The sequence below is a fragment of the Streptomyces sp. NPDC111516 genome, assembly GCF_055635345.1.
Map to the genome: position 1 here is coordinate 82,856 of NZ_JBVKBV010000003.1, position 18,504 is coordinate 101,359.

18 protein-coding genes and 1 pseudogene are annotated in these 18,504 nt (G+C 72.2%); 7 read left to right on the forward strand and 12 right to left on the reverse strand.

Going from position 1 to position 18,504, the window contains the following annotated elements:
• Positions 1 to 53: 53 nt before the first annotated feature.
• Positions 54 to 563, reverse strand: a complete 510-nt coding sequence (locus tag ACZ7L9_RS08355) for a hypothetical protein (protein ID WP_471413632.1) — start codon at positions 561 to 563, stop codon at positions 54 to 56.
• Positions 564 to 828: 265 nt separating this feature from the next.
• On the opposite strand from ACZ7L9_RS08355, the gene ACZ7L9_RS08360 reads away from it, so the two are divergent.
• Positions 829 to 1,101: a DUF1876 domain-containing protein gene (locus ACZ7L9_RS08360; protein WP_471413634.1), complete on the forward strand. Its 273-nt coding sequence runs from the start codon at positions 829 to 831 to the stop codon at positions 1,099 to 1,101.
• Between the two features lie 293 nt (positions 1,102 to 1,394).
• Positions 1,395 to 3,086: a SpoIIE family protein phosphatase gene (locus ACZ7L9_RS08365; protein ID WP_471414111.1), complete on the forward strand. Its 1,692-nt coding sequence runs from the start codon at positions 1,395 to 1,397 to the stop codon at positions 3,084 to 3,086.
• Here the strand turns inward: ACZ7L9_RS08365 and ACZ7L9_RS08370 are convergent.
• From ACZ7L9_RS08370 to ACZ7L9_RS08395, 6 genes are all read right to left on the reverse strand, one after another.
• The gene (locus ACZ7L9_RS08370) at positions 3,064 to 3,912 is read right to left on the reverse strand and encodes a GNAT family N-acetyltransferase (protein WP_471413635.1); all 849 of its coding nucleotides are present in this window, start codon (positions 3,910 to 3,912) and stop codon (positions 3,064 to 3,066) included. The genes ACZ7L9_RS08365 and ACZ7L9_RS08370 overlap by 23 nt on opposite strands.
• A 65-nt stretch (positions 3,913 to 3,977) precedes the next feature.
• On the reverse strand, positions 3,978 to 4,592 hold the full coding sequence (locus tag ACZ7L9_RS08375; protein ID WP_471413637.1) for a hypothetical protein: 615 nt from the start codon (positions 4,590 to 4,592) through the stop codon (positions 3,978 to 3,980).
• On the reverse strand, positions 4,589 to 5,881 hold the full coding sequence (locus tag ACZ7L9_RS08380) for an MAB_1171c family putative transporter (RefSeq protein WP_471413638.1): 1,293 nt from the start codon (positions 5,879 to 5,881) through the stop codon (positions 4,589 to 4,591). The genes ACZ7L9_RS08375 and ACZ7L9_RS08380 overlap by 4 nt, the downstream gene beginning before the upstream one ends.
• A gap of 40 nt (positions 5,882 to 5,921) precedes the next feature.
• The gene (locus ACZ7L9_RS08385) at positions 5,922 to 6,542 is read right to left on the reverse strand and encodes a toxin (RefSeq protein WP_471413640.1); all 621 of its coding nucleotides are present in this window, start codon (positions 6,540 to 6,542) and stop codon (positions 5,922 to 5,924) included.
• A gap of 6 nt (positions 6,543 to 6,548) precedes the next feature.
• Positions 6,549 to 7,004 carry a hypothetical protein gene (locus tag ACZ7L9_RS08390; protein ID WP_471414112.1) on the reverse strand — a complete coding sequence of 152 codons (456 nt, stop codon included), beginning with the start codon at positions 7,002 to 7,004 and terminating at the stop codon, positions 6,549 to 6,551.
• 490 nt (positions 7,005 to 7,494) lie between these two features.
• Positions 7,495 to 8,262, reverse strand: a complete 768-nt coding sequence (locus ACZ7L9_RS08395; protein WP_471413641.1) for an SDR family oxidoreductase — start codon at positions 8,260 to 8,262, stop codon at positions 7,495 to 7,497.
• 380 nt (positions 8,263 to 8,642) lie between these two features.
• Here ACZ7L9_RS08395 and ACZ7L9_RS08400 point away from each other — a divergent pair, with 380 nt between their 5' ends.
• On the forward strand, positions 8,643 to 9,386 hold the full coding sequence (locus ACZ7L9_RS08400) for a polyprenol monophosphomannose synthase (protein WP_471413643.1): 744 nt from the start codon (positions 8,643 to 8,645) through the stop codon (positions 9,384 to 9,386).
• Between the two features lie 224 nt (positions 9,387 to 9,610).
• Here the strand turns inward: ACZ7L9_RS08400 and ACZ7L9_RS08405 are convergent, their stop codons facing one another.
• Positions 9,611 to 10,189 carry a TetR/AcrR family transcriptional regulator gene (locus ACZ7L9_RS08405; protein ID WP_471413645.1) on the reverse strand — a complete coding sequence of 193 codons (579 nt, stop codon included), beginning with the start codon at positions 10,187 to 10,189 and terminating at the stop codon, positions 9,611 to 9,613.
• 99 nt (positions 10,190 to 10,288) lie between these two features.
• On the opposite strand from ACZ7L9_RS08405, the gene ACZ7L9_RS08410 reads away from it, so the two are divergent.
• Entirely contained in the window at positions 10,289 to 11,461 is a 1,173-nt protein-coding gene (locus ACZ7L9_RS08410) for an FAD-dependent monooxygenase (protein WP_471413647.1), read from the forward strand.
• A 130-nt stretch (positions 11,462 to 11,591) separates the two neighbouring features.
• On the opposite strand, the pseudogene ACZ7L9_RS08415 reads toward ACZ7L9_RS08410, so the two are convergent.
• A pseudogene (locus tag ACZ7L9_RS08415) lies at positions 11,592 to 12,218 on the reverse strand (phosphoribosyltransferase); the annotation flags it as partial.
• Positions 12,219 to 12,301: 83 nt separating this feature from the next.
• On the opposite strand from ACZ7L9_RS08415, the gene ACZ7L9_RS08420 reads away from it, so the two are divergent.
• Complete coding sequence (locus ACZ7L9_RS08420; RefSeq protein ID WP_471413649.1) at positions 12,302 to 13,111, forward strand: HAD-IIA family hydrolase; 810 nt, start codon at positions 12,302 to 12,304, stop codon at positions 13,109 to 13,111.
• Between the two features lie 45 nt (positions 13,112 to 13,156).
• Here ACZ7L9_RS08420 and ACZ7L9_RS08425 read toward each other — a convergent pair whose 3' ends face one another.
• The 3 genes from ACZ7L9_RS08425 to ACZ7L9_RS08435 are packed head-to-tail and all read right to left on the reverse strand — an operon-like array spanning position 13,157 to position 16,427.
• On the reverse strand, positions 13,157 to 13,933 hold the full coding sequence (locus ACZ7L9_RS08425; protein ID WP_471413651.1) for an ABC transporter permease: 777 nt from the start codon (positions 13,931 to 13,933) through the stop codon (positions 13,157 to 13,159).
• Entirely contained in the window at positions 13,930 to 15,453 is a 1,524-nt protein-coding gene (locus tag ACZ7L9_RS08430; RefSeq protein ID WP_471413653.1) for a DUF1349 domain-containing protein, read from the reverse strand. The genes ACZ7L9_RS08425 and ACZ7L9_RS08430 overlap by 4 nt, the downstream gene beginning before the upstream one ends.
• Entirely contained in the window at positions 15,450 to 16,427 is a 978-nt protein-coding gene (locus tag ACZ7L9_RS08435; protein ID WP_471413655.1) for an ABC transporter ATP-binding protein, read from the reverse strand. The genes ACZ7L9_RS08430 and ACZ7L9_RS08435 overlap by 4 nt, the downstream gene beginning before the upstream one ends.
• A gap of 213 nt (positions 16,428 to 16,640) precedes the next feature.
• On the opposite strand from ACZ7L9_RS08435, the gene ACZ7L9_RS08440 reads away from it, so the two are divergent.
• Both ACZ7L9_RS08440 and ACZ7L9_RS08445 read left to right on the forward strand, forming a co-directional pair.
• Positions 16,641 to 17,807 carry a sensor histidine kinase gene (locus ACZ7L9_RS08440; protein ID WP_471413657.1) on the forward strand — a complete coding sequence of 389 codons (1,167 nt, stop codon included), beginning with the start codon at positions 16,641 to 16,643 and terminating at the stop codon, positions 17,805 to 17,807.
• The gene (locus ACZ7L9_RS08445) at positions 17,804 to 18,490 is read left to right on the forward strand and encodes a response regulator (RefSeq protein ID WP_471413659.1); all 687 of its coding nucleotides are present in this window, start codon (positions 17,804 to 17,806) and stop codon (positions 18,488 to 18,490) included. Before ACZ7L9_RS08440 ends, ACZ7L9_RS08445 begins: the two co-directional genes overlap by 4 nt.
• The last annotated feature ends 14 nt before the right edge of the window (positions 18,491 to 18,504 follow it).

Sequence of the window (18,504 nt, forward strand, 5' to 3'; positions counted from 1 at the left end):
CTCCCTGCGGGGGCGGCAGCTTGTTTTTCGGGCGGTGTGTCGGCCGGCGGTGATCAGCGCTCGACGGGGCGGACCGCGACCGAAGTGGTCGACAGCGTGGCCTCCACCCAGATCTCGGTGCCGCGTTCGACCGGCACCGGGCTCTTCGCCGCCAGCTTCACGGTCTGGCCCGCGAGGCGCAGCAGGACCTCGCCGTAGCCGTCGGCCGGGATCGCGGTGACGACCGACCCGGACGTGCCGACGAGATCGTCGCCGCGCGGGGTGGTGCTGGTCTGGTCCCGCATCAGGGCCCGGCTGAACTTCCAGGTCAGCCAGGCCGCGACGATCCCGGCGAGCACTCCGGCGGCGGTCGCGGCGACCGTACCGACGCCGGTGGTGCCGAGCACGATCGCGCCGCCGAAGCCGAGCATCGAGAGGAATCCGGCGATGACGGGGAGCGAGAGGAGACCGTCGAAGAGGCCGTCCAGTACGCCTCCGAAGAGACCTTCGAGGATGCCGTCGAAGATCAGGGACAGGGCGAGCAGGATGATTCCCGCGATGCCGAGACCGAGAAACAAGGTCACGCGATCACCCTCCCCGTTCCACGAATTCCATCGAACTGGCTGGATGATCCCATATACACCCGGCAACGGATACTGCCGGGTTACGGCAATCTTTTACTCGCTTTTGGTGCCGGATGACTGTCCGGACCAAGGCCGGTCTGTCCACAGGCTGTGGACAGACCCTGGATTTCGTCTCACCGACTGGGTCACGACCGGCCCGCAAGCCGGTTCTGTTCGTGGTGCAGGGGCGGGGGAACGGGAGCACCCTGGTAGGGAGGTGATCGTCATGATGCACACAGCAGTCGGGTGGCATGTGGAGTTGGAATTCGAGGAGGACAGTCAGCGCACCCGTGCGGCCGCACTGGTGCGGCTTCCGGACGGGGCCGAGGTGCGTGCCCACGGATATGCGAGCCGTCACCCTTCCGACAAGCAGCAGGCGAGGGTCGGCGAGGAGATCGCGGGGGCCAGAGCACTCAATGAGCTGGCGATGAAGATGCTGACGAAGGCGCACGACGAGATCGACGCGGCGTCCGGCCGGACGTCGCACCCGCTCACCTGAGCCGGAGTCATGGAGCCCCGGGCGTTCACCCGCCCGGGCCCTGGGGCAGTGCACGGACCGTGGGCGCGCGGCGGGGGCGGGCCCAGGGCCCGCCCTGCGGATGAGGACGTGGCGAGGGGGTGGCTGCGGATGAGCGGCCGGGGTGGGCGGCCGACGATGTGAGGCCGGGCGGCGGGAGGTCCGCGCCGCCGCCCCAGGAGGTTGATGTGTCGGCCGATGTGTACGACCACAGCGTCGTGCCGTTCGACGTGCCGTTCGACGCCGCGACTTTGACGGCCCTGGTCGGCGACTCCATGGCCGGGGTGGGCGTGCTGGACACGGGGCTGCGCTATGTGTACGTCAACCCGGCCCTCGAACGGCTCAACGGCGTGCCGGCCGCCGCACACCTCGGGCGCACCGTCGCCGAGGTCCTTCCCGGGGTCGACGCGCGCGAGGACCTGATGCGGGCCGTGCTCGCCGACGGAAAGCCCCGCGAGATCACGTCCAGCGGGTACACCGCCGCCGCGGGGGGCAAGGTCCGGCGGTACTGGCACGGGGCGTTCCACCGGCTGGAGATCGACGGGCGGATCGTGGGCCTGGCCGGGATAGTGCTGGAGGTCATGGCCTCGGATCAGGGGCGGCGCGAGCTGGAACAGGCCCGGCGGCACATGGTCATGCTCGAAACCGCGGCCGCCCGGATCGGCACCACGCTCGACATGGACACCACCTGTGCGGAACTCGTCGACCTCGTCGTGCCGGGGCTGGCGGACCTCGCCACGGTCGAGGTGTTCCCGCCCGACATCGCCGCCCCGGTGCGCCCCGCACCGCCGGGTGTGCTGCGGCTGCGCAGGGCGGCGCTGACAGCGGTGGCCGGACTGCACGCCGCGCTGCCGGGGTTCGGGCTGACCGGTGAGTACGTCGACTACCAGGAGGGCGCGGCCGTAGCACGCTGCCTGGCGACCAATCAGCCGGTGGTGGAGAACCACACCACCGACGAAGACCTCAGGCGCTCCGCCCCCGCCCCCGGACGGGTCGCCGCCTACCGTGCCCTCGGGATGCATTCGGCGGTCATCGTGCCCGTCACCGTACGCAGCCGTCCGCTCGGCGTCCTCAGCCTGATCCGGGCAGGGGACTCGCCGCCCTTCACGGACGAGGACGTGGTGGTCGCCCGCGAGCTCGCGAGCCGGGCCGCCGTCGACCTCGACCACGCCCGCCGGTACGGCCACGAGCACACCATCGCCCTGGAGCTGCAGCGCTCCCTGTTGTCCGAGCCGCGCCCGCCGCACCCGCACATCGAGGTCGCCACCCGCTATCTGCCGGCCGACCGGAGCGTGATGGTCGGCGGCGACTGGTTCGACATCATCCCGCTGCGGGACGGGCGGCATCTGAAGGCGATGGGCGATGTGATGGGCCACGGGGTGGAGGCGGCGGTCGCCATGAGCCACTACCGCTCGTTGCTGCGGATGTTCGCCGATGACGATCTGCCCCCGCACCGCATCCTGGAACAGCTGGACCGGATGGTCGAAAAGTCCGGCCTCGACCGGGCGGCGACCTGTCTGCTGGTCGCTGTCGACCGGTTCGGCGGGGCCTGCGAGGTGGCGAGCGCCGGCCATCTGCCGCCGGTGCTCATCGATCCGGGGACGGTGGGAGCCAGGGTGTGCGAGGAGGTACCGGTGGGCCCACCGCTCGGCACCGGGGCCGGCGGGTACCGGACGGCGCGGCTGCGGTTCGGGCCGGGCACGGTGCTGTTCCTGTACACCGACGGCCTGGTGGAGCGGCGCGGCGAGGACATCGATGTCTCGGTCGGCCGGCTCAGGGAACTGACCCTGCCCGTGAGCGGCAGCCTGGAGGACCTGCTGGACGAGGTCCTCGAACGGTTCGGACCGGGCGCGGAGGACGACATAGCGGTACTCGCCTCGCGCACCCGGCCCGTACTACCGGCACCATCGGTTGATCCGGGCCGCCGCCGGAAGGGACGGCGGGTCAGCCCAGCTCCAGGCTCGTGATCCCGAAGAGCCCGGTGTGGTCGACGTCCGGCGACGGGCCCGTGTACATCCGGGCGGTCTCGAACGACGGGCTGAGGCCCAGCTGTTCCGCGAGGCGCACGGCCGCCGGGTTGATGTCGGGTACGTCGATCGCCACCGGGGTCTGGGGATCGGTGGCCGCGAGCGCGCCGACCAGGGCGCCGGCCACCTCGGGCGACTCCGCGTACACCGGGCCGATGCGGGACGACGTGCGGCAGGGACGCAGCACGGCGAAGCCCCGCAGCTCCCCGTCGCGGACGGCGGCGAGCGAGGTACGGGCGGGCCCGGCGATCCACGGCGCGAGGAAGCTGTCGCGCTCGGCGGGGAAGAACCGGCGGTCGTACGCGGCCAGCCGCCCGAAGGGGATGCTGCGGGCGTCGACGAGATCGGTGCCGGGCGGGGCGGGCAGGCCGGCGGGCGGCCGGCCCTCGTGACGCATCGTCGTCCAGACCGGACGGAAGCCGGATCTACGGTAGTTGGGCTGCTGGGCCACCACCCCGTCCAGTCCGACGTTGCGCCCGTCCAGCCGTGCCATGCCGGCCTGCCAGAGCCGGCTGCCGTAACCCTGCCCGCGCAGCTCGGGGCGGGTGAGGTAGAAGCCGAGGAACCCGTGGCCGGAGCCGTAGCGGACCACGGAGACGCAGGAGACCGGATCACCGTCGAGCCGGCCGATCAGGAAGCCGCACGGGTCGGCGGCGAAGAAGGCGTGACGGTCGGTCAGTCCGGGGTTCCAGCCCTCCGCGTGGGCCCATTCGGCCAGCATCGTGAGGTCGTCGGCGCTTGCGGTGGTGATCTCGAGATTCGGCACGGGGCACCTGTACCCGGGGGCGATCGATTCAACGCCCGCCCCGGGACCGGACGCCCGCGCCCGGATCACCCGAAGAGGAACGCGCTCGCCGTCGCGGCCCCCAGCGACGCACCGGCGACCGTCTGCGCCACCGAGTGGTACCCGAGCGCGACCCGCGACCAGCACACGCCGACCGTCATCGCGTACGCGAGCAGCCACCACGGCGAGTGGACCGCGGCGGACAGCGCGACGACGGCCGAGGCGACCGCGGCGTCCACCGAGATCTTCCAGACCGTGTTGACGGCCAGGAGGATCACGGTCATCGCCCAGAGGGCGAGCATCGCCACGAGGATGCCGGTGGGGGCGTGGCCCAGGACCATCACCAGCGAACCGGCGCCGATGGAACCGAGGATGACGAAGAAGATCGGGGCCCGCTTGGTGCGGTCGACGACATGTCGGTCGCCCCAGGTACCGCGCCCGCGCTCCCATTCGATGTACCCGGCGGGGACGAGTCCGGCACACAGGGCGCCGAGGAACCCCCACAGGAGACCGGTCCAGTGACCGGCGGCGGCCAGGCCGATGCCGAGCATGCCGACCAGCAGGACGTTGCGGGGCTGGAACACGTCGGTGACGGTGCGCGCGGCGGCGGTGCGCGGCGATACGGGGGCGTCGGCGCTCCCGGCGGTGTCGGTGGTGGTCATTGCGTCTCCTCCAGGGAGGGCGTGGGAGTCGTCCCGGTGGCTTCGGCGGCGGATCTGGCGTCTTCCAGCACGCACTCCGCCCGGTCCTGGGTGACCGTCCGGTACGCGGCGGCCACCCGTACCAGCCAGGCCACCTCGCCGTCCTGGTCGGTGGCGTGCTGGGTCCCGACCGTCGCGGCGGTCGTGGCGGGCGCTCCGGCGTTCCTGGCCCGCAGCGCCGCCTTGATCCAGTACGCGTCGGCGAGCGGTCCGGCCTTCCCGCGGTCGGGGGTGCCCTCCGCGGCGGCGGCCTCGGCGGCCGGGAGCAGCGTGTCGGGGACGTAGTGGCGCAGCTTCTCGACGGCGTCGGCGATATCCGCGGCCCAGCGGTCGACGCGCAGGTCCGCGGGGGTGTCGAAGCGGGTCAGTTCGCGGGCCAGCGAGGCAGGGGGGTCGAAGGGCTGGTCGGGGAAGGCCGTCATCAGCTCGCGCCAGAGGCCGTGCAGTTTGACCTGGGCCCGCCACAGCTTCGCCCGGCGCTGCCCCTTGCTGAGGGCGGGGATGGAGGCACCCACCGCGAAGAAGGCGAACAGCACCACCTGCGCGGCCTCGGTGACCTCGTCGAACCGGAGGGCGAAGGCCCCGCTCGGGGTGTCGACGACGCTGACCCACAGGAACAGGGTCCGGCTGACGGTGTAGCCGACCCCGATGAACATGGCGAAGGTCATCATCCCCAGGCCCACGCGCAGATGACGCGTCCCGGCACCTGCGGTGGCCAGCGCCCACTGGTACGCGCAGACGGCCGACGCGGCACCCAGGTAGAGGTAGAACACGCTCATGTACAGCGTGGCGCCCCACTGTCCCGCATGGTCGGCGACGAAGCGGTCCGAGGGCACGGACCGGTCGACGACGGTGAAGAACAGCACCGTCAGCAGGATCAGCGTGGCGATCGACGCCTTGGCCGCGACCTGCTGGACGGCGCGGGCGAACCGTACGTGCCGCGGGACGGTTCCGGCGTCGGGGTACCGGCCGTAGATCGCGACGATGTAGCTGAGGATCGCCAGGATCGCGATCGTCGCCGTGTAGTGCTTGATCAGGACGGCGAGGTCGGTGACGGCGCTGTCGTTGAGCGCGATGCGCACGGCCCGGGTCTTGGTCCACAGGGCGGCGGCGAAGCCCGCGTAGCAGCCCCACAGCGCCCGGCGGCGCTTGTCTTCTTCGTCGCCCCACAGGGCGGCCGGCATGCGCCAGAGGGCGACGGCCGTCATCAGGGCTGCTATGAGATAGCCGGCGAGGTCGAGCGGGTTCACGGCGGAATCCTCGGGGGTGAGGGAAAAGTGAGGTGCGGTGTCAGGTGCGGCGGAACAGCCCGCGGCGGCGGGTGGCGACGGGGCGGGCGAGGGAGTTGGCCAGCCGCCCCACCATGTCGTCGCTCGTGACGTCCCTGGCCATCCGGGGAATGAGCGACGCGCCGAACTCTGCCATGCGTTCGTCGTGGGTGTCGTACTGCGCGCGGGCCTGTACGGTGCGGTCCCCCGCCACGATCGCGTCGGCGATCGAGTCGGCCACCGGCGGCGGGGCGGTGCCGGCGGGCCGCGGCGGGGGGTCGGCTCCGAGGACCCGGCTGATCAGCGAGGTGTCGAAGACCGGCAGCAGCCGCCGGAGCTGCTCCGGGTCGAGCGAGGTGCCGTGGTCGAACCACTCGTGGCACAGCTCGTGCAGGATGACGTGCTGGGTCTGGTACTCGGTCGGCCGCCGCCGGTAGAGCACGAAGCTGGTCCCGCCGGTCTTCAGCCGCAGACCGCAGGCGGCGTTGACGCGCGCCAGCCGGTCGGGCATCTCGTGCAGCACGATGGTGCGGCCACGGGCCGCCTCCATGTTCGCCACCAGTGCGTCGATGGAGAAGGGTGCGGGGATGGGCAGGTCGGCCAGCCCGGCCTCGCACTCCTTCCGTAGTTCGCGCAGCGACATGGAGACCTACTTCTCCGGCTCGCCATGCGCGGTGGCGCCCGCGCCCTGCCGGCCCCTGGCGTCTTCCAGCAGGGAGAGCGCGAACTGCAGCAGCTCCGGCGGGAGTCCGTCCTCGTCGAGGCCGCGCCCGGCCAGTCCGCTGATCTCCCCCGTACGCCGCTTGGCGAGGAACTGCAGACCGGCGACGACGTCGTCGACGACCTCGGACTCCTCCTTGAAGAACCGCCAGTCGACGCCGAAGCCCAGACCGAGCGCCTTGAGGATGTCCTCGGACGGCTGGGTGACCTTTCCGGCCAGGATGTTGGAGAAGTAGCTGTGCGAGAGTGAGCCGCCGCGTTCCTTGACCAGATCGGCGAAGACCCGCCCCGAGATCTTCTGACCGGGGAACGTCTTCTCCACCATGTACTCGACCTTCTGCTGCAACGTCCGCAGCTCCGGCGCGCGTTCCTCGCCGCTGCCCATCCGGCCCCCCACGTATCCGTCCCCGTCCGACCGGTGCCGCACGGTCTTCGATTCCGTCAACGGGGTCGTACTGTAACGAACCCGGCCGCGGTGTCCTCGGCGCGGGAGGCGGAACCGGGGGCGTATCGGGGGCGAATCAGGAGGCGGCGCGGGCGGCCGTACGGGAGTGGGCTTGCGCAAACACTCTACGTCACTGTTAACTCGAAAAAACATGGGCAGGGGACCACGAGGGGAGTCCCCTGCCCGCGAAGTCGGCTTGAACAAAGGGGACATGTCCCACACATGGACGTAGCCCTTCACGACGGGGGATGCGTGAAGGGCTACACGCTCATTATGACCGCTGGTCAGGTCGGCATCAACTGACCGCACAGTCAGTGAGACGACGGGGCTGAAGAAATCCGGAAGTTCCGGGCGTGCGGTGCGCGTTCGGCGATCCGGACGGAGTCGGGCCTGCCGCGCCGACGGTTCGGCCGCCCCTCTTCCTCTTCCGCTACCGCCCGCCCGAGACCCGCAGCACCGCCCCCGTCACGTAGGACGCCTCGCTCGACAGCAGCCACGCGATGGCGGCCGCGATCTCCGGGGCCGCTCCCGGGCGGCGGAGCGGGATGCCGGACGCGGCCGCGGTCGCGCGGTCGGGGTCGCCCGCGGTGGCGTGCATGTCGGTGTCGATCATTCCGGGGGCGACCGCGTTGACCCGGATGCCGTCGGGCCCCAGTTCCTTGGAGAGCCCGATCGTCAGGGCGTCCGTCGCCGCCTTCGTGGCGGCGTAGTGGACGAAGTCCCCGGGGCTGCCGAGGGTGGCGGCGGCCGAGGAGACATTGACGATCGCGCCGGAACCGGTGGCCGTCATGTCCTTCGCGGCCCGGCGGCAGCACAGCAGACAGCCGAGGAGATTCACGTCGAGGACCCGGCGCAGCGTCTCGGTGGACGTGTCGACGAGCCGGCCGAGCGGGCCCGTCACCCCCGCGTTGTTGACCAGCCCGGTGACGGGGCCGAGCTGTGCGGCCGCGGTGTCGAAGAGCCGTTCCACATCGGCCTCCACGGCGGTGTCCACCCGCACCGTGACACAGCGCGCCCCTGCGGCCCGCACCGCCGCCGCGGTCCGCTCGGCGGCCCCGGCGTCGCGCACGAAGCCCAGGGCGAGGTCATGCCCTTCGGACGCCAGCCGCACACAGGTGGCGGCACCGATGCCGCGACTGCCGCCGGTGACGACCGTGACGGGGCGCGCCGACGCAGGAGCGGTGTTGCTGACTGCCACTGGAGGAACCTCTCGCTCTCGGGTCATGTGTGCACGTCGCATCGTACGGAGAGCGGCTGCCGTTGGAGTGGCGCCCGGCGGGCCGTCAGCGTGGTGTGCGACGGGGCGGCGCACCCGCGCCTAGCGTCGGCGGCTGACGGACCGCTGCCGGCGTGGAACGGGTTGAATCGCCCGGGACCGGTGGCGGTTCCTCTTCAACGGCGTTCCCCTGCCGCCGCCTCGCATCGCGGTGGCAGGGGACGCCGGCCGACTTCCCCGTGAGCCCGTCACTGACGGATGCCGGAGGAAAAGTGTGACGAGAGGCCCGGGCGGCGGATGCTAGGCTCGCGCGATCCTGCGCGGAGAACGATGCAAAAGCGCCTCAAGCGGACATGGGGGGAATGGCCGTGGAGAAGGCCTCACCGAAGACCGTGGTGGTCGTGCCCACCTACAACGAACGCACGAACCTGCCCGTCCTCGTGGATCTCCTGATGGATCTGGGCCTGCCCGACCTGCACATCCTCGTGGTGGACGACAATTCGCCGGACGGTACGGGCGAGGTCGCGGACAAGCTCGCGGCCGGCACCGGCGGGGTGGTCGGTGTGCTGCACCGCACGGAGAAGGACGGGCTGGGACGCGCCTACGTGGCGGGGATGGCGCGTGCGCTCGCCGAGGGCGCGGACGTGGTGGTCCAGATGGACGCCGACCTCTCCCACCCGGCGTCGAGGCTCCAGGTCATGATCGAGACGCTGTTCGCCGAGGACGCCGCCGTGGTGATCGGTTCCCGCTACGTCGCGGGCGGTTCCCTCGCCACTGAGTGGCCCTGGCACCGCAAGGCGCTCTCCGCATGGGCGAATTTCTATGTGAACGCGATCCTGCGGTTGCGGGTGAAGGACGCCACCGCGGGTTTCAAGGCCTGGCGGGCGTCGACGCTGAAGGCGATCGATGTGTCCTCGGTCCGCAGCAACGGCTATTCCTTCCAGGTGGAGATGAACTACCGCACGGTCGAACGCCATTTGAAGATCGTCGAGGTGCCGATCCGGTTCGAGGAGCGGGTCGAGGGCGAGTCGAAGCTCGGCCTGAGCGTGCAGATCGAGTCCGCCATCGCACCGTGGAAGCTGCTCTTCGGCAGGAACAGTCGCTGAATGAAAGAGAGTTGTCCCGGGGGCTGACCGTTCGGCTCAGCAAACCGACAGCAGCTCACAACCCCACCGGGTACCGTCATGCCTCCCGGACGGGCTGCGGCGTTCGGCTCAACAAGGCTTGCGGCACGACGACTTACCGCAGATCTTTCACGCTCCTCGCCCGGTCCGTCACTGCTGCCGCCACCGCCCTCACCGGGGCCGCGGCCCCCCTCCCCCTGCCCCCGCTACCCGCCGCCCCCGGCGGCCCCCCGCAGCGCTGCCGCGACCAGGCCGCGGATCTCCTCGTGGAGTACGCCCCCGCCGCCCACCAGCCGGTCGAAGACCAGCCCGTCCACGCACGCCAGCAGGGTGAGGGTGCGGCCCTCGGCGTCCGCCACGCCCTGTCCGTCCAGGAACGCCCGCACGCTGTCCCGTGCCGCGTTCTCGCGGGGCACGAGAATCTCCCGCAGCTCCGGATGCCGCACGCTCTCGACGGCACACGCATAGCGCGCGAGGGACCGCTGCCGCCCCTCGCCGAAGAGCCGCCGCTCGACGAAGGCGGCGATCCCGTCCGCCAGCTCGTCCGCGTTCCGCGGCGCCGGCACCTCCTCGCCGGCCGTCCGGAGCTCCGCCTGGTCGCGGGTGACGAGCCGCCGCACGAGCGCGGTGAGCAGCGCCTGACGGGTACGGAAGTACGCCGAGGTCGTGCCGGGCGGGAGATCCGCCGCCCGGTCCACGGCCCGGTGGGTGAGGCCCCGCATCCCGGATTCGGCCAGCACGCCGATGGCCGCGTCGGCGAGGAGGGTGCGTCGTTCTGTGGTCACCACCCCTTTCTACACCTGTAGAGAGACAGGCATACTCTTGCCCGTACCTCCTTCTACAGCTGTAGAAGGAGGTACGGGCGACAGAGAAGGGGACCTGACATGGGCAACAGCGCAGTGGTCGTCGGTGGCGGAATCGGCGGTCTGGCGGCCGCGATCGGGCTGCGTCTCATCGGCTGGGAGACGACGGTCGTCGAACGCGCCCGCGTCCTCGATGACGTGGGCGCGGGCATCTCCCTGCACGCGAACGGCATCCGGGCGCTGAACGCCCTCGGCGTCGGCGAGGCGGTACGCGAGGCCGCACGGCCGCAGTACACCGGAGGCACCCGGACCCCGGACGGCCGCCTGCTGGCGCGGATGGACGGGGCCGCGCTGGAGCGCGAGCTGGGCACGCCGATCGTCGGCATCCCCCGCGCCACCCTGCACCGTCTGCTGCGCGAGGCCCTGCCGCCCGAGTCACTGGTCGTCGGAGCCGAGGTGGGGCGCGTCGACGAGAACCGCCCCGCACGGGTACGGACCACTTTCGGGGACACGACCCTGGACGCGGACCTGATCGTGGCCGCCGACGGCGTCCACAGCCGGCTGCGCGGCCGGCTCTTCCCCGGCCACCCCGGCCCCGTCCACAGCGGGTCGACCGTCCTGCGTGCCATCACCGAGCGCCCCGTCGACCTGCGTACGGACTTCGAACTGACCTGGGGCCGGGGCGCCGAGTTCGGCCACATCGCCTTCGCCGACGGCCGGGCCGAGTGGCACGCCGTGCTCAACGCGCCCGCCGGTGTGCGCCACCCCGACCCGCTCGCCGAGCTGCGCCGCCGGTTCGGCGGCTGGCACGAACCCATCCCCGCCCTGCTCGACGCGACCCGGCCCGACGCCGTCCTGCACCACGACGTGACCGAACTGGTGACCCCGCTGCCCTCCTACACCGCCGGTCGCGTCGCGCTCCTGGGCGATGCGGCCCACGCCATGACGCCGAACCTCGGCCAGGGGGCCTGCCAGGCGCTGGAGGACGCGGTGACCCTGGCCACCGCGCTGTCGACCGAGCCCACCGTCGAGTCCGCACTGCTGCGCTACGACGCCGAGCGCCGGCCCCGCAGCCAGTCGGTCGCCCTCGCCGCGCGCCGGGCCGGACGGATGGGCCAGCAGCTGAGCAACCCGGTGGCTGTCGCCCTGCGCGACACCGCGCTCCGGCTGGCACCGTCGGGCGTCACGGTCCGCGCGATCCTGCGCCACGCCGCGTGGACGCCGCCGCCGCTCGGCCCGCACCACGGGAACTGAGCACCACGGGAACCGGGACGGCCGCCGACCCGGTGCCGCCCGTCCCCGTGCGTGCCGGGCGCCGCGAGCCGGGCGCCCATTTTGTGAGCTCCGCTCAGTCGGTGCCTGGCGTCACATGCCCGCCCTGCCTGGCTTGTGCCAGCAGGGAGATGACCTCCGCGTCCGAGGTCTGCCCGAAGTCCCGGTACCACTCGCCGACGGCGTAGAACAGGCGCGGCATGGACAGGCACACCACGTCGTCCGCGCTCTCCCGCAGCCGGGCGACCGCGTCCGGCGGCGCCACCGGTACGGCCGCCACGATGCGTGCCGGGTGCTGTGCCCGTACCACCCGGCAGGCGGCCTCGGCCGTGGCGCCGGTCGCTATGCCGTCGTCCACGACGATCACGGTCCGGCCCTCGACCGGTGTCCGCGGCCTGCCCGCGCGGTACGCCTGCGCGCGCCGCGCGAGTTCCGCCGCCTCGACCCGTTCGATCGCCGCGAGATCCTGCTTCCCGACCCGGATATGGCTGACGACGTCCTCATTGAGGACGCGTACGCCGCCCTCGCCGATGGCCCCGAAGGCCACCTCCTCGTGGTGCGGTACACCGAGCTTGCGGACCACGATCACATCGAGCTCGGCACCCAGTGTCTGCGCCACCTGGAAGGCCACCGGGACTCCGCCGCGGGGCAGGCCCAGCACGACGGGGCTCTCCCGCTCCAGCTCCCGGAGCGCCTCGGCCAGCTGCTGTCCCGCGTCCGTACGGTCGGCGAACAGCACGGTAGTTCACCCTTCCCATTCGCTTCCCTTCTTCGAAACAACCCCAAGTGCGGCGGGCGCGCAACTCGGGCAGGGTCGGTTGCATGGAAGGAATCGGAGCGGTCCTGATCGACATCGACGGCGTCCTCACGGTGTCCTGGAAGCCGCTGCCCGGCACCGTGGCAGCCATGGAGCGGCTGCGCGAGGCGCGGCTCCCGCTGGCACTGGTCACGAACACCACCTCCCGCACCCGCGCCTCGATCGCCGGGAGACTGGCCGGCGAGGGATTCCCCGTCTCGGCCGACGACATCCTCACCGCCCCCGCCGTCACCGCCGCGCACCTGCGGGAGCACCACCCCGGCGCCCGCTGCCTGCTGATCAACACGGGCGACATCCGGGACGACCTGACGGGCGTGACACTCGTCGACGAGGACGAATCCGGTCCGGCTCACGGCGCCGAGCCGGACGTCGTCGTCCTCGGCGGGGCCGGGGACGCCTTCACCTACGCGGCGCTCAACCGCGCCTTCCGCCATGTCCGGCGCGGTGCCCGGCTCGTCGCCATGCACCGCAACATGTACTGGCGCACGGCCTCCGGCCTCGACCTCGACACCGGGGCCTTCCTCCTGGGGCTGGAGCGGGCCGCCCGCGTCGAGGCGGAGATCACCGGAAAGCCCGCCGGGTCGTTCTTCGCCGCGGCCCTGGCCCACCTCGGCGCCACCCCGGCCCAGACCCTGATGGTCGGCGACGACATCGAGTCCGACGTCCTGGCGGCCCAGCGCGCCGGGCTCACCGGCGTACTCGTCAGGACCGGCAAGTACCTCCCCGAGACCCACCGGGCAGCCACCGGCACCCCGGACCACGTGATCGACTCCTTCGCCGATCTGCCGGACCTGCTGGAGCGGCTGGGGGCGTGACGGCCGGGGCGGCGCCCGCCCCTCACGCGCCCGTGCCCCACTCCCTCACGCGTCCCGCAGCCGCAACATCGCCGCCCCCGCCAGCAGCGCCGCTCCCGCCCAGGCCGTGAGGACGCCGAGGCCGGTCCAGGGAGCGATCGGCAGGGTGTCCAGGTTCCGGGTGGCCTGGACCGCCAGGCCCGCCGACGAGGGGGCGAGCTCCTGCAGGCGCTCCCGCCAGGTCTCGTCGGCGACCATCAGTGCCACCACGGGAAACGCATACAGCAGGCCGAGCACGGCCGTGATCGCGCCGGCCGTGTCCCGTACAACTGTCGCCGTCCCCAGGGAGAGCAGAGCGATGAGGCCCAGGTAGAGCACCGAGCCCGCGGCGGCACGCAGGGTCGGGAGCTCGGTGAGGGAGAGTGCGGCCGTGCCGAAGCCGTTGCCGGGGAGGAGGAGGCGGCCCGCCAGCAGCGAGCCCAGGACCGCGAGTGTGCCCGCCGCCACGGCGGCCCCGGTGACGACCGTCGCCTTCGCGGCAAGAACCTGGACGCGGCCGGGCACCGCCGCCAGGGTGACGCGGATGGTGCCCGTGCCGTACTCGCTGCTCATCGCCAGCACCGCGAGGACGGCGACCGCCGCCTGGCCGAGCCAGACACCGGTCAGGCAGAGCTTGACCGTGTCCTCGTGGCAATCGGCCGGGGACGGGCACTGGTCGGCCGAGACGGAGCCGGTGACTGCCGCGCCGAGCGCCACCGTGAGTGCGGCGACGGCGAGCAGCAGCCACCACGTGCTGGGCACGGTACGGAGCTTCGTCCACTCCGCGTGCAGGGCGCCCCTCATACGTCCCGCCCGCGCAGCCGCCACATGGCGAGGCCCAGGGCGACAGCCGCGTACGCGCACAGCACCGCGAGCCCTGTCCACGGGCCCTGCGGGTAGCAGCTGTTCTCGGGCAGGCAGACGGTGCTCACGAAGTCGTATCGCGGCGTCGTCTGCTGCACGGCGAACCCGGCGAGCGGTGTCACCTTCATCACCCAGTGCGCCGTGTCCACGGGCAGGCCTGCGAGCAGGACCATCGGCAGTACGAACACCACCACGATCAGCGTCACCGCGGCGGCCGTGTTCCGCAGCAAGGCGCCCACGGCCAGCGCCAGCACGGCGACGGCGGCCAACAGCAGGGCGGTGCCGAGGACGGCACGCAGCACCGGGCCGTCGGTGAGCGCCGCTTCGGGGTACGACCCGGGGTTGGGTCTGTTGTTCCGCAGTGCCGGTTCGGCGAGCAGGAAGGAGAGCACGGCGGCGAGCAGCCCGGTCAGGAAGGCGATTCCGGCGAGTACGAGGGCCTTGGCGGCGAGCGTCCGGCCCCGGCGAGGACTCGCCGTCAGCGTTGTACGGATCATGCCGCGCCGGTATTCGGCGGTGATGAACAGCACCCCCAGCGCGGCCAGCGGGATCAGCCCGATCTGGGCCCCGCTCAGGGACCGTTGGGTGAGATCGATGTCCGGGGTGAGGGGGCCGATCTCGCCGGAGCCGGTCAGGGTCCAGGTGCCGGACGTCTGCGCCGAGCGGTCCGGGCTCCCGGCGGCCCTGGTGGGATCGATGCCTACCCGGTCCTGGCGCCAAGTGCCGGTGCCCCGGTTGCCGTCGTCGAACGTGATCCGGTCGAAGGAAGCGGTGACCTCGGACGGGCCGCCACCGACGGAGCTGGAGCCGAAGTGCCGCTGCACGGTGACGAGTTCTGGTGTGGCGACGAAGAGGCCCGCCTGGACGGTCTTCGGCAGCCCGGCCGGGGTGGCCCTGCCGACCTCGGTCCACTTCTTGCCGTCGGCCGACTCGGACGCGGTGATTACGCTGCCGGATCGGGTGAGCCGCAGCCAGCGCGGTTCGGTGCCGGAGGCAGTACTGCCTGCCGTGTCGTGGGTGAAGTCCGACTGGAGCCGGACCCCGTGCGCCGGTGTGAGCATGACGGCCGCGTACGGAGAGCCCGGCTCGGTACTCGCCTTGAGGATGACCCCGGCCTTGGCCCAGGGCGCGATGCGGCCTTCGCGGCCGGTGAACGGTGACACCCTGGCCGTGATGCTGCCGTCGCCGGTCAGCTTCTGGTGGACGAAGGGGAAGCTGTCGGTGACGGGGGTGCCGTCCGGGCCCTTCGGCGGTGGCGGCGGACTGCCGTTGACGTCGAAGCTGCCGCTGAGGGCGGAGAGCAGCGAGACGAAGACGGTGATCACGACGGCGGCGAGCAGGGTGACGCTCCACCGGCGCACGCTGCGGGCCTTGGTCCACTCGGAGTGCAGCAACTGCGGGAATCCGTCGCGTGCGGGCGGCAGTTGGGAGTGGTAGGGGGTGACGGTGGGGGCGGTCATGGGGTCGACTCCTCGCCGTCGTGGGCGGTGGCGGCCGGGAACTCATTCATGACCGGGAGCCCCTCCCCGGCCCGGAACTCCGCCGCGTCGCGGGTCAGTTCCATGTACGCCTCCTCCAGCGTCGCCCGGTCCGATCCGACTTCGGAAAACGGCACCCCGGCCACGCCGAGCAGCGCGGTGATCCGTTCTGCGGGGAGCCCGGTGACGGACAGCGAGTCGGGCCCGTTGGCGGTGACGGTTGCACCCTCCCGGGCCAGCAGTGACATGGCGTCCGTACGTGCGGAGGTGCGCAGCGCGACCCGGTCGCCGGAGGCGGCGGCCAGGAGTTCGGCCACGGAGGTGTCGGCGATGAGCCGGCCGCGGCCGATGACCAGCAGATGGTCGGCGGAATCCTGGAGCTCGCTCATCAGATGGCTGGAGACCAGCACCGCACGGCCCTCGCGGGCCAACGCCCGCAGCAAGCCGCGGATCCACAAAATGCCCTCCGGGTCGAGCCCGTTGACCGGTTCGTCGAGCAGCAGCACCGGCGGGTCGCCGAGCAGCGCCGACGCGATCCCCAGCCGCTGCCGCATGCCCAGCGAGTAGGTGCCCGCCCGCCGCCGCGCCGCCGACGCGAGACCGACCTGTTCCAGCACCTCGTCCACCCGTCGGCCCGGCAGCCCGTGCGTGTGCGCCAGCCACAGCAGATGGTCGCGGCCACGTCGGCTCGGGTGCACGGCCGCCGCGTCGAGCAGGGCCCCGACCTCGGTCAGCGGCCGACGCAGCGACGCGTAGGGCCGCCCGCCGATCAGGGCGTTGCCCGCGTCGGGCGCGTCCAGGCCGAGGAGCATGCGCATGGTGGTGGACTTGCCCGCGCCGTTGGGGCCGACGAAACCGGTGACCTGACCGGGGCGCACGGTGAAGGACAGGTCGTCGACGGCGACGGTCTGCCCGAACTGTTTGCGCAGTCCCCGGACTTCGATGGTTGCTGCCACGGTTGTTTCCATGGTGCAGAAGGCTAGGGAGGCGGCAGGCCCGCGGTCGTCACGCGACGGAGTGCTCTTCGGCACCCCTTGCGTGGGGGACGGCGGCTGCCGGCCTCCCTCGTGCAAGGGATACGGGGACGGCCGACGAGGAGGACGTCAATGGGCGCCGACGCCGTGACAATGGCGTGCATGAGCGAAAGGGCGTGCACGAGCGAAGGAATCATGCGGAGGGTGCGAATGATCGCCGTCTCGCCCGACGGCCCGGCGGTGGCCGCGGTGGCACTGGGGCTGCTCGCGGCCGTGGAGAGCGCCGTCCGCGCCGCGGCCGGACAGCCGGATCTTCCGCTCACGCTGCCGCTCGCCATGCTGCTCGGCCTGTGCACCACGGTGCCGCTGGCGCTCCTGCACGTCCACCCGGCCGCCACGGCCACCGCCGTCACCGCGGCAAGTCTTTTGGCGCTCGCGGGCTACCGGGACCTGACCCTCGCCGGGCTCGTTGCCCAGCTGCTCGCCCTGCACCACCTCGGCAACCGCGGCTCCCGCCGCCTGGCCGTGTTCCTCGTGGTGCCGTACGTCGCGGTGGCGCTCACCGACCCCGACGACACGGTCCTGCGCGTGTACGCGGTGACGGCCGCCGTACTCGCGGCGGCGGCCGTCGCGGACGGCATCGGCCGCCGCACCCGGGCCGAGGCGGTGGCCCGCGACGCCACCGAACGGGCCATCGCGGACACGCTCCTCGAACACGTGGCGCGCGGCGAACGGGCCCGCATCGCCCGCGAGCTCCACGATGTCGTCGCCCACCACATCTCGGTGATCTCCGTCCAGGCGGAGACGGCCCGCCTCACCACCCCGGGCATGCCGGAGGCCGGGGCGAAACGGCTGCGGGACATCGGCGACACGGCACGCACCGCACTGACGGAGATGCGACGACTGCTCGGCGTACTGCGCGAGGACGCGGGCGCACCACCGGTCACCCGGAAGCCCCAACCCGGCCTCACCCAGCTCAACGAGCTGCTGGACGAGGCCCGTGAGGTCGGCGGCGCGGGCGCCCGGCTGATCGTCAGCGGCCCTGTGAGTCCGCTCGGCCCGGGCATTGAGCTCACCACGTACCGGATCGTCCAGGAAGCCCTCACCAACGCCCGCAGACATGCGCCCGGCGCGGCCGTGGACGTCGAGCTGCGCTACGCCCCGCAGGCCCTGGACCTGCGCATCAGGGACAACGGCCCGGGACCGGATCGCTCCGGCTCCCGCGCCCTGGGCCATGGCCTGCTCGGTATGCGCGAGCGCGTCGCGGCGGTCGGCGGCGAACTGCGCACGGGCCCGGCGCCGGGCGGCGGCTTCCTCGTCGAAGCACGGCTCCCCGTCGACACGAAGGAGGCCCTGCGATGACCGCGACGACCATACGGATCGTCGTCGTGGACGACCACGAGGTGGTGCGGGACGGGTTCGCCGGACTCCTGGACACCCAGCCGGACTTCATGGTGGTCGGGACGGCGTCCGACGGCGCGGAGGCGGTACGCGTCTGCGCGGAACAGCGCCCCGACGTCGTGCTGATGGACGTCCGGATGCCGGGCACGGACGGCATCGAGGCCACCGCGCGGATCCGGGCCGCCGCCCCGGACGGCGGTGGCCCGCGCATCCTCATCCTCACCACGTTCGACCTCGACGAGCATGTCTACGACGCGCTGGGCGCCGGGGCGGGCGGCTTCCTGCTGAAGGACGTCACCGCGGAGCGTCTGTTCGACGCGGTGCGCGTGGTCGCCGCGGGCGAGGCCCTGCTCGCGCCCACCGTCACCCGCCGCCTCATCGGCGAATTCGCCCGTATGCGCCGCAAAACCCCGGCCGCGCCGGCCGCCCCGCTCACCGCGCTCACCCCGCGTGAGACGGAGGTACTGCGCCTGATCGCCGAGGGCCTGTCCAATCCGGAGATCGCAGCCCGGCTGAGCGTCAGCGAGGAGACGGTCAAGACCCATGTCAGCCGCATCCTGAACAAACTCGGTCTGCGGGACCGTACCCAGGCGGTGGTCGCGGCGTACGAATCCGGTCTGGTGGTGCCACGGACCCGGGGGTGACGCGGGACACGGAC

What these genes read in the sequence shown, in the direction of transcription:
- ACZ7L9_RS08360 (WP_471413634.1), top strand. Translation starts at nt 829, where the DNA reads ATGATGCACACAGCAGTCGGGTGGCATGTGGAGTTGGAATTCGAGGAG.
- ACZ7L9_RS08365 (WP_471414111.1), top strand. Translation starts at nt 1,395, where the DNA reads ATGGCCGGGGTGGGCGTGCTGGACACGGGGCTGCGCTATGTGTACGTC.
- ACZ7L9_RS08375 (WP_471413637.1), bottom strand. Translation starts at nt 4,592, where the DNA reads ATGACCACCACCGACACCGCCGGGAGCGCCGACGCCCCCGTATCGCCG.
- ACZ7L9_RS08385 (WP_471413640.1), bottom strand. Translation starts at nt 6,542, where the DNA reads ATGTCGCTGCGCGAACTACGGAAGGAGTGCGAGGCCGGGCTGGCCGAC.
- ACZ7L9_RS08390 (WP_471414112.1), bottom strand. Translation starts at nt 7,004, where the DNA reads ATGGGCAGCGGCGAGGAACGCGCGCCGGAGCTGCGGACGTTGCAGCAG.
- ACZ7L9_RS08400 (WP_471413643.1), top strand. Translation starts at nt 8,643, where the DNA reads ATGGCCGTGGAGAAGGCCTCACCGAAGACCGTGGTGGTCGTGCCCACC.
- ACZ7L9_RS08410 (WP_471413647.1), top strand. Translation starts at nt 10,289, where the DNA reads ATGGGCAACAGCGCAGTGGTCGTCGGTGGCGGAATCGGCGGTCTGGCG.
- ACZ7L9_RS08420 (WP_471413649.1), top strand. Translation starts at nt 12,302, where the DNA reads ATGGAAGGAATCGGAGCGGTCCTGATCGACATCGACGGCGTCCTCACG.
- ACZ7L9_RS08425 (WP_471413651.1), bottom strand. Translation starts at nt 13,933, where the DNA reads ATGAGGGGCGCCCTGCACGCGGAGTGGACGAAGCTCCGTACCGTGCCC.
- ACZ7L9_RS08430 (WP_471413653.1), bottom strand. Translation starts at nt 15,453, where the DNA reads ATGACCGCCCCCACCGTCACCCCCTACCACTCCCAACTGCCGCCCGCA.
- ACZ7L9_RS08440 (WP_471413657.1), top strand. Translation starts at nt 16,641, where the DNA reads ATGCGGAGGGTGCGAATGATCGCCGTCTCGCCCGACGGCCCGGCGGTG.
- ACZ7L9_RS08445 (WP_471413659.1), top strand. Translation starts at nt 17,804, where the DNA reads ATGACCGCGACGACCATACGGATCGTCGTCGTGGACGACCACGAGGTG.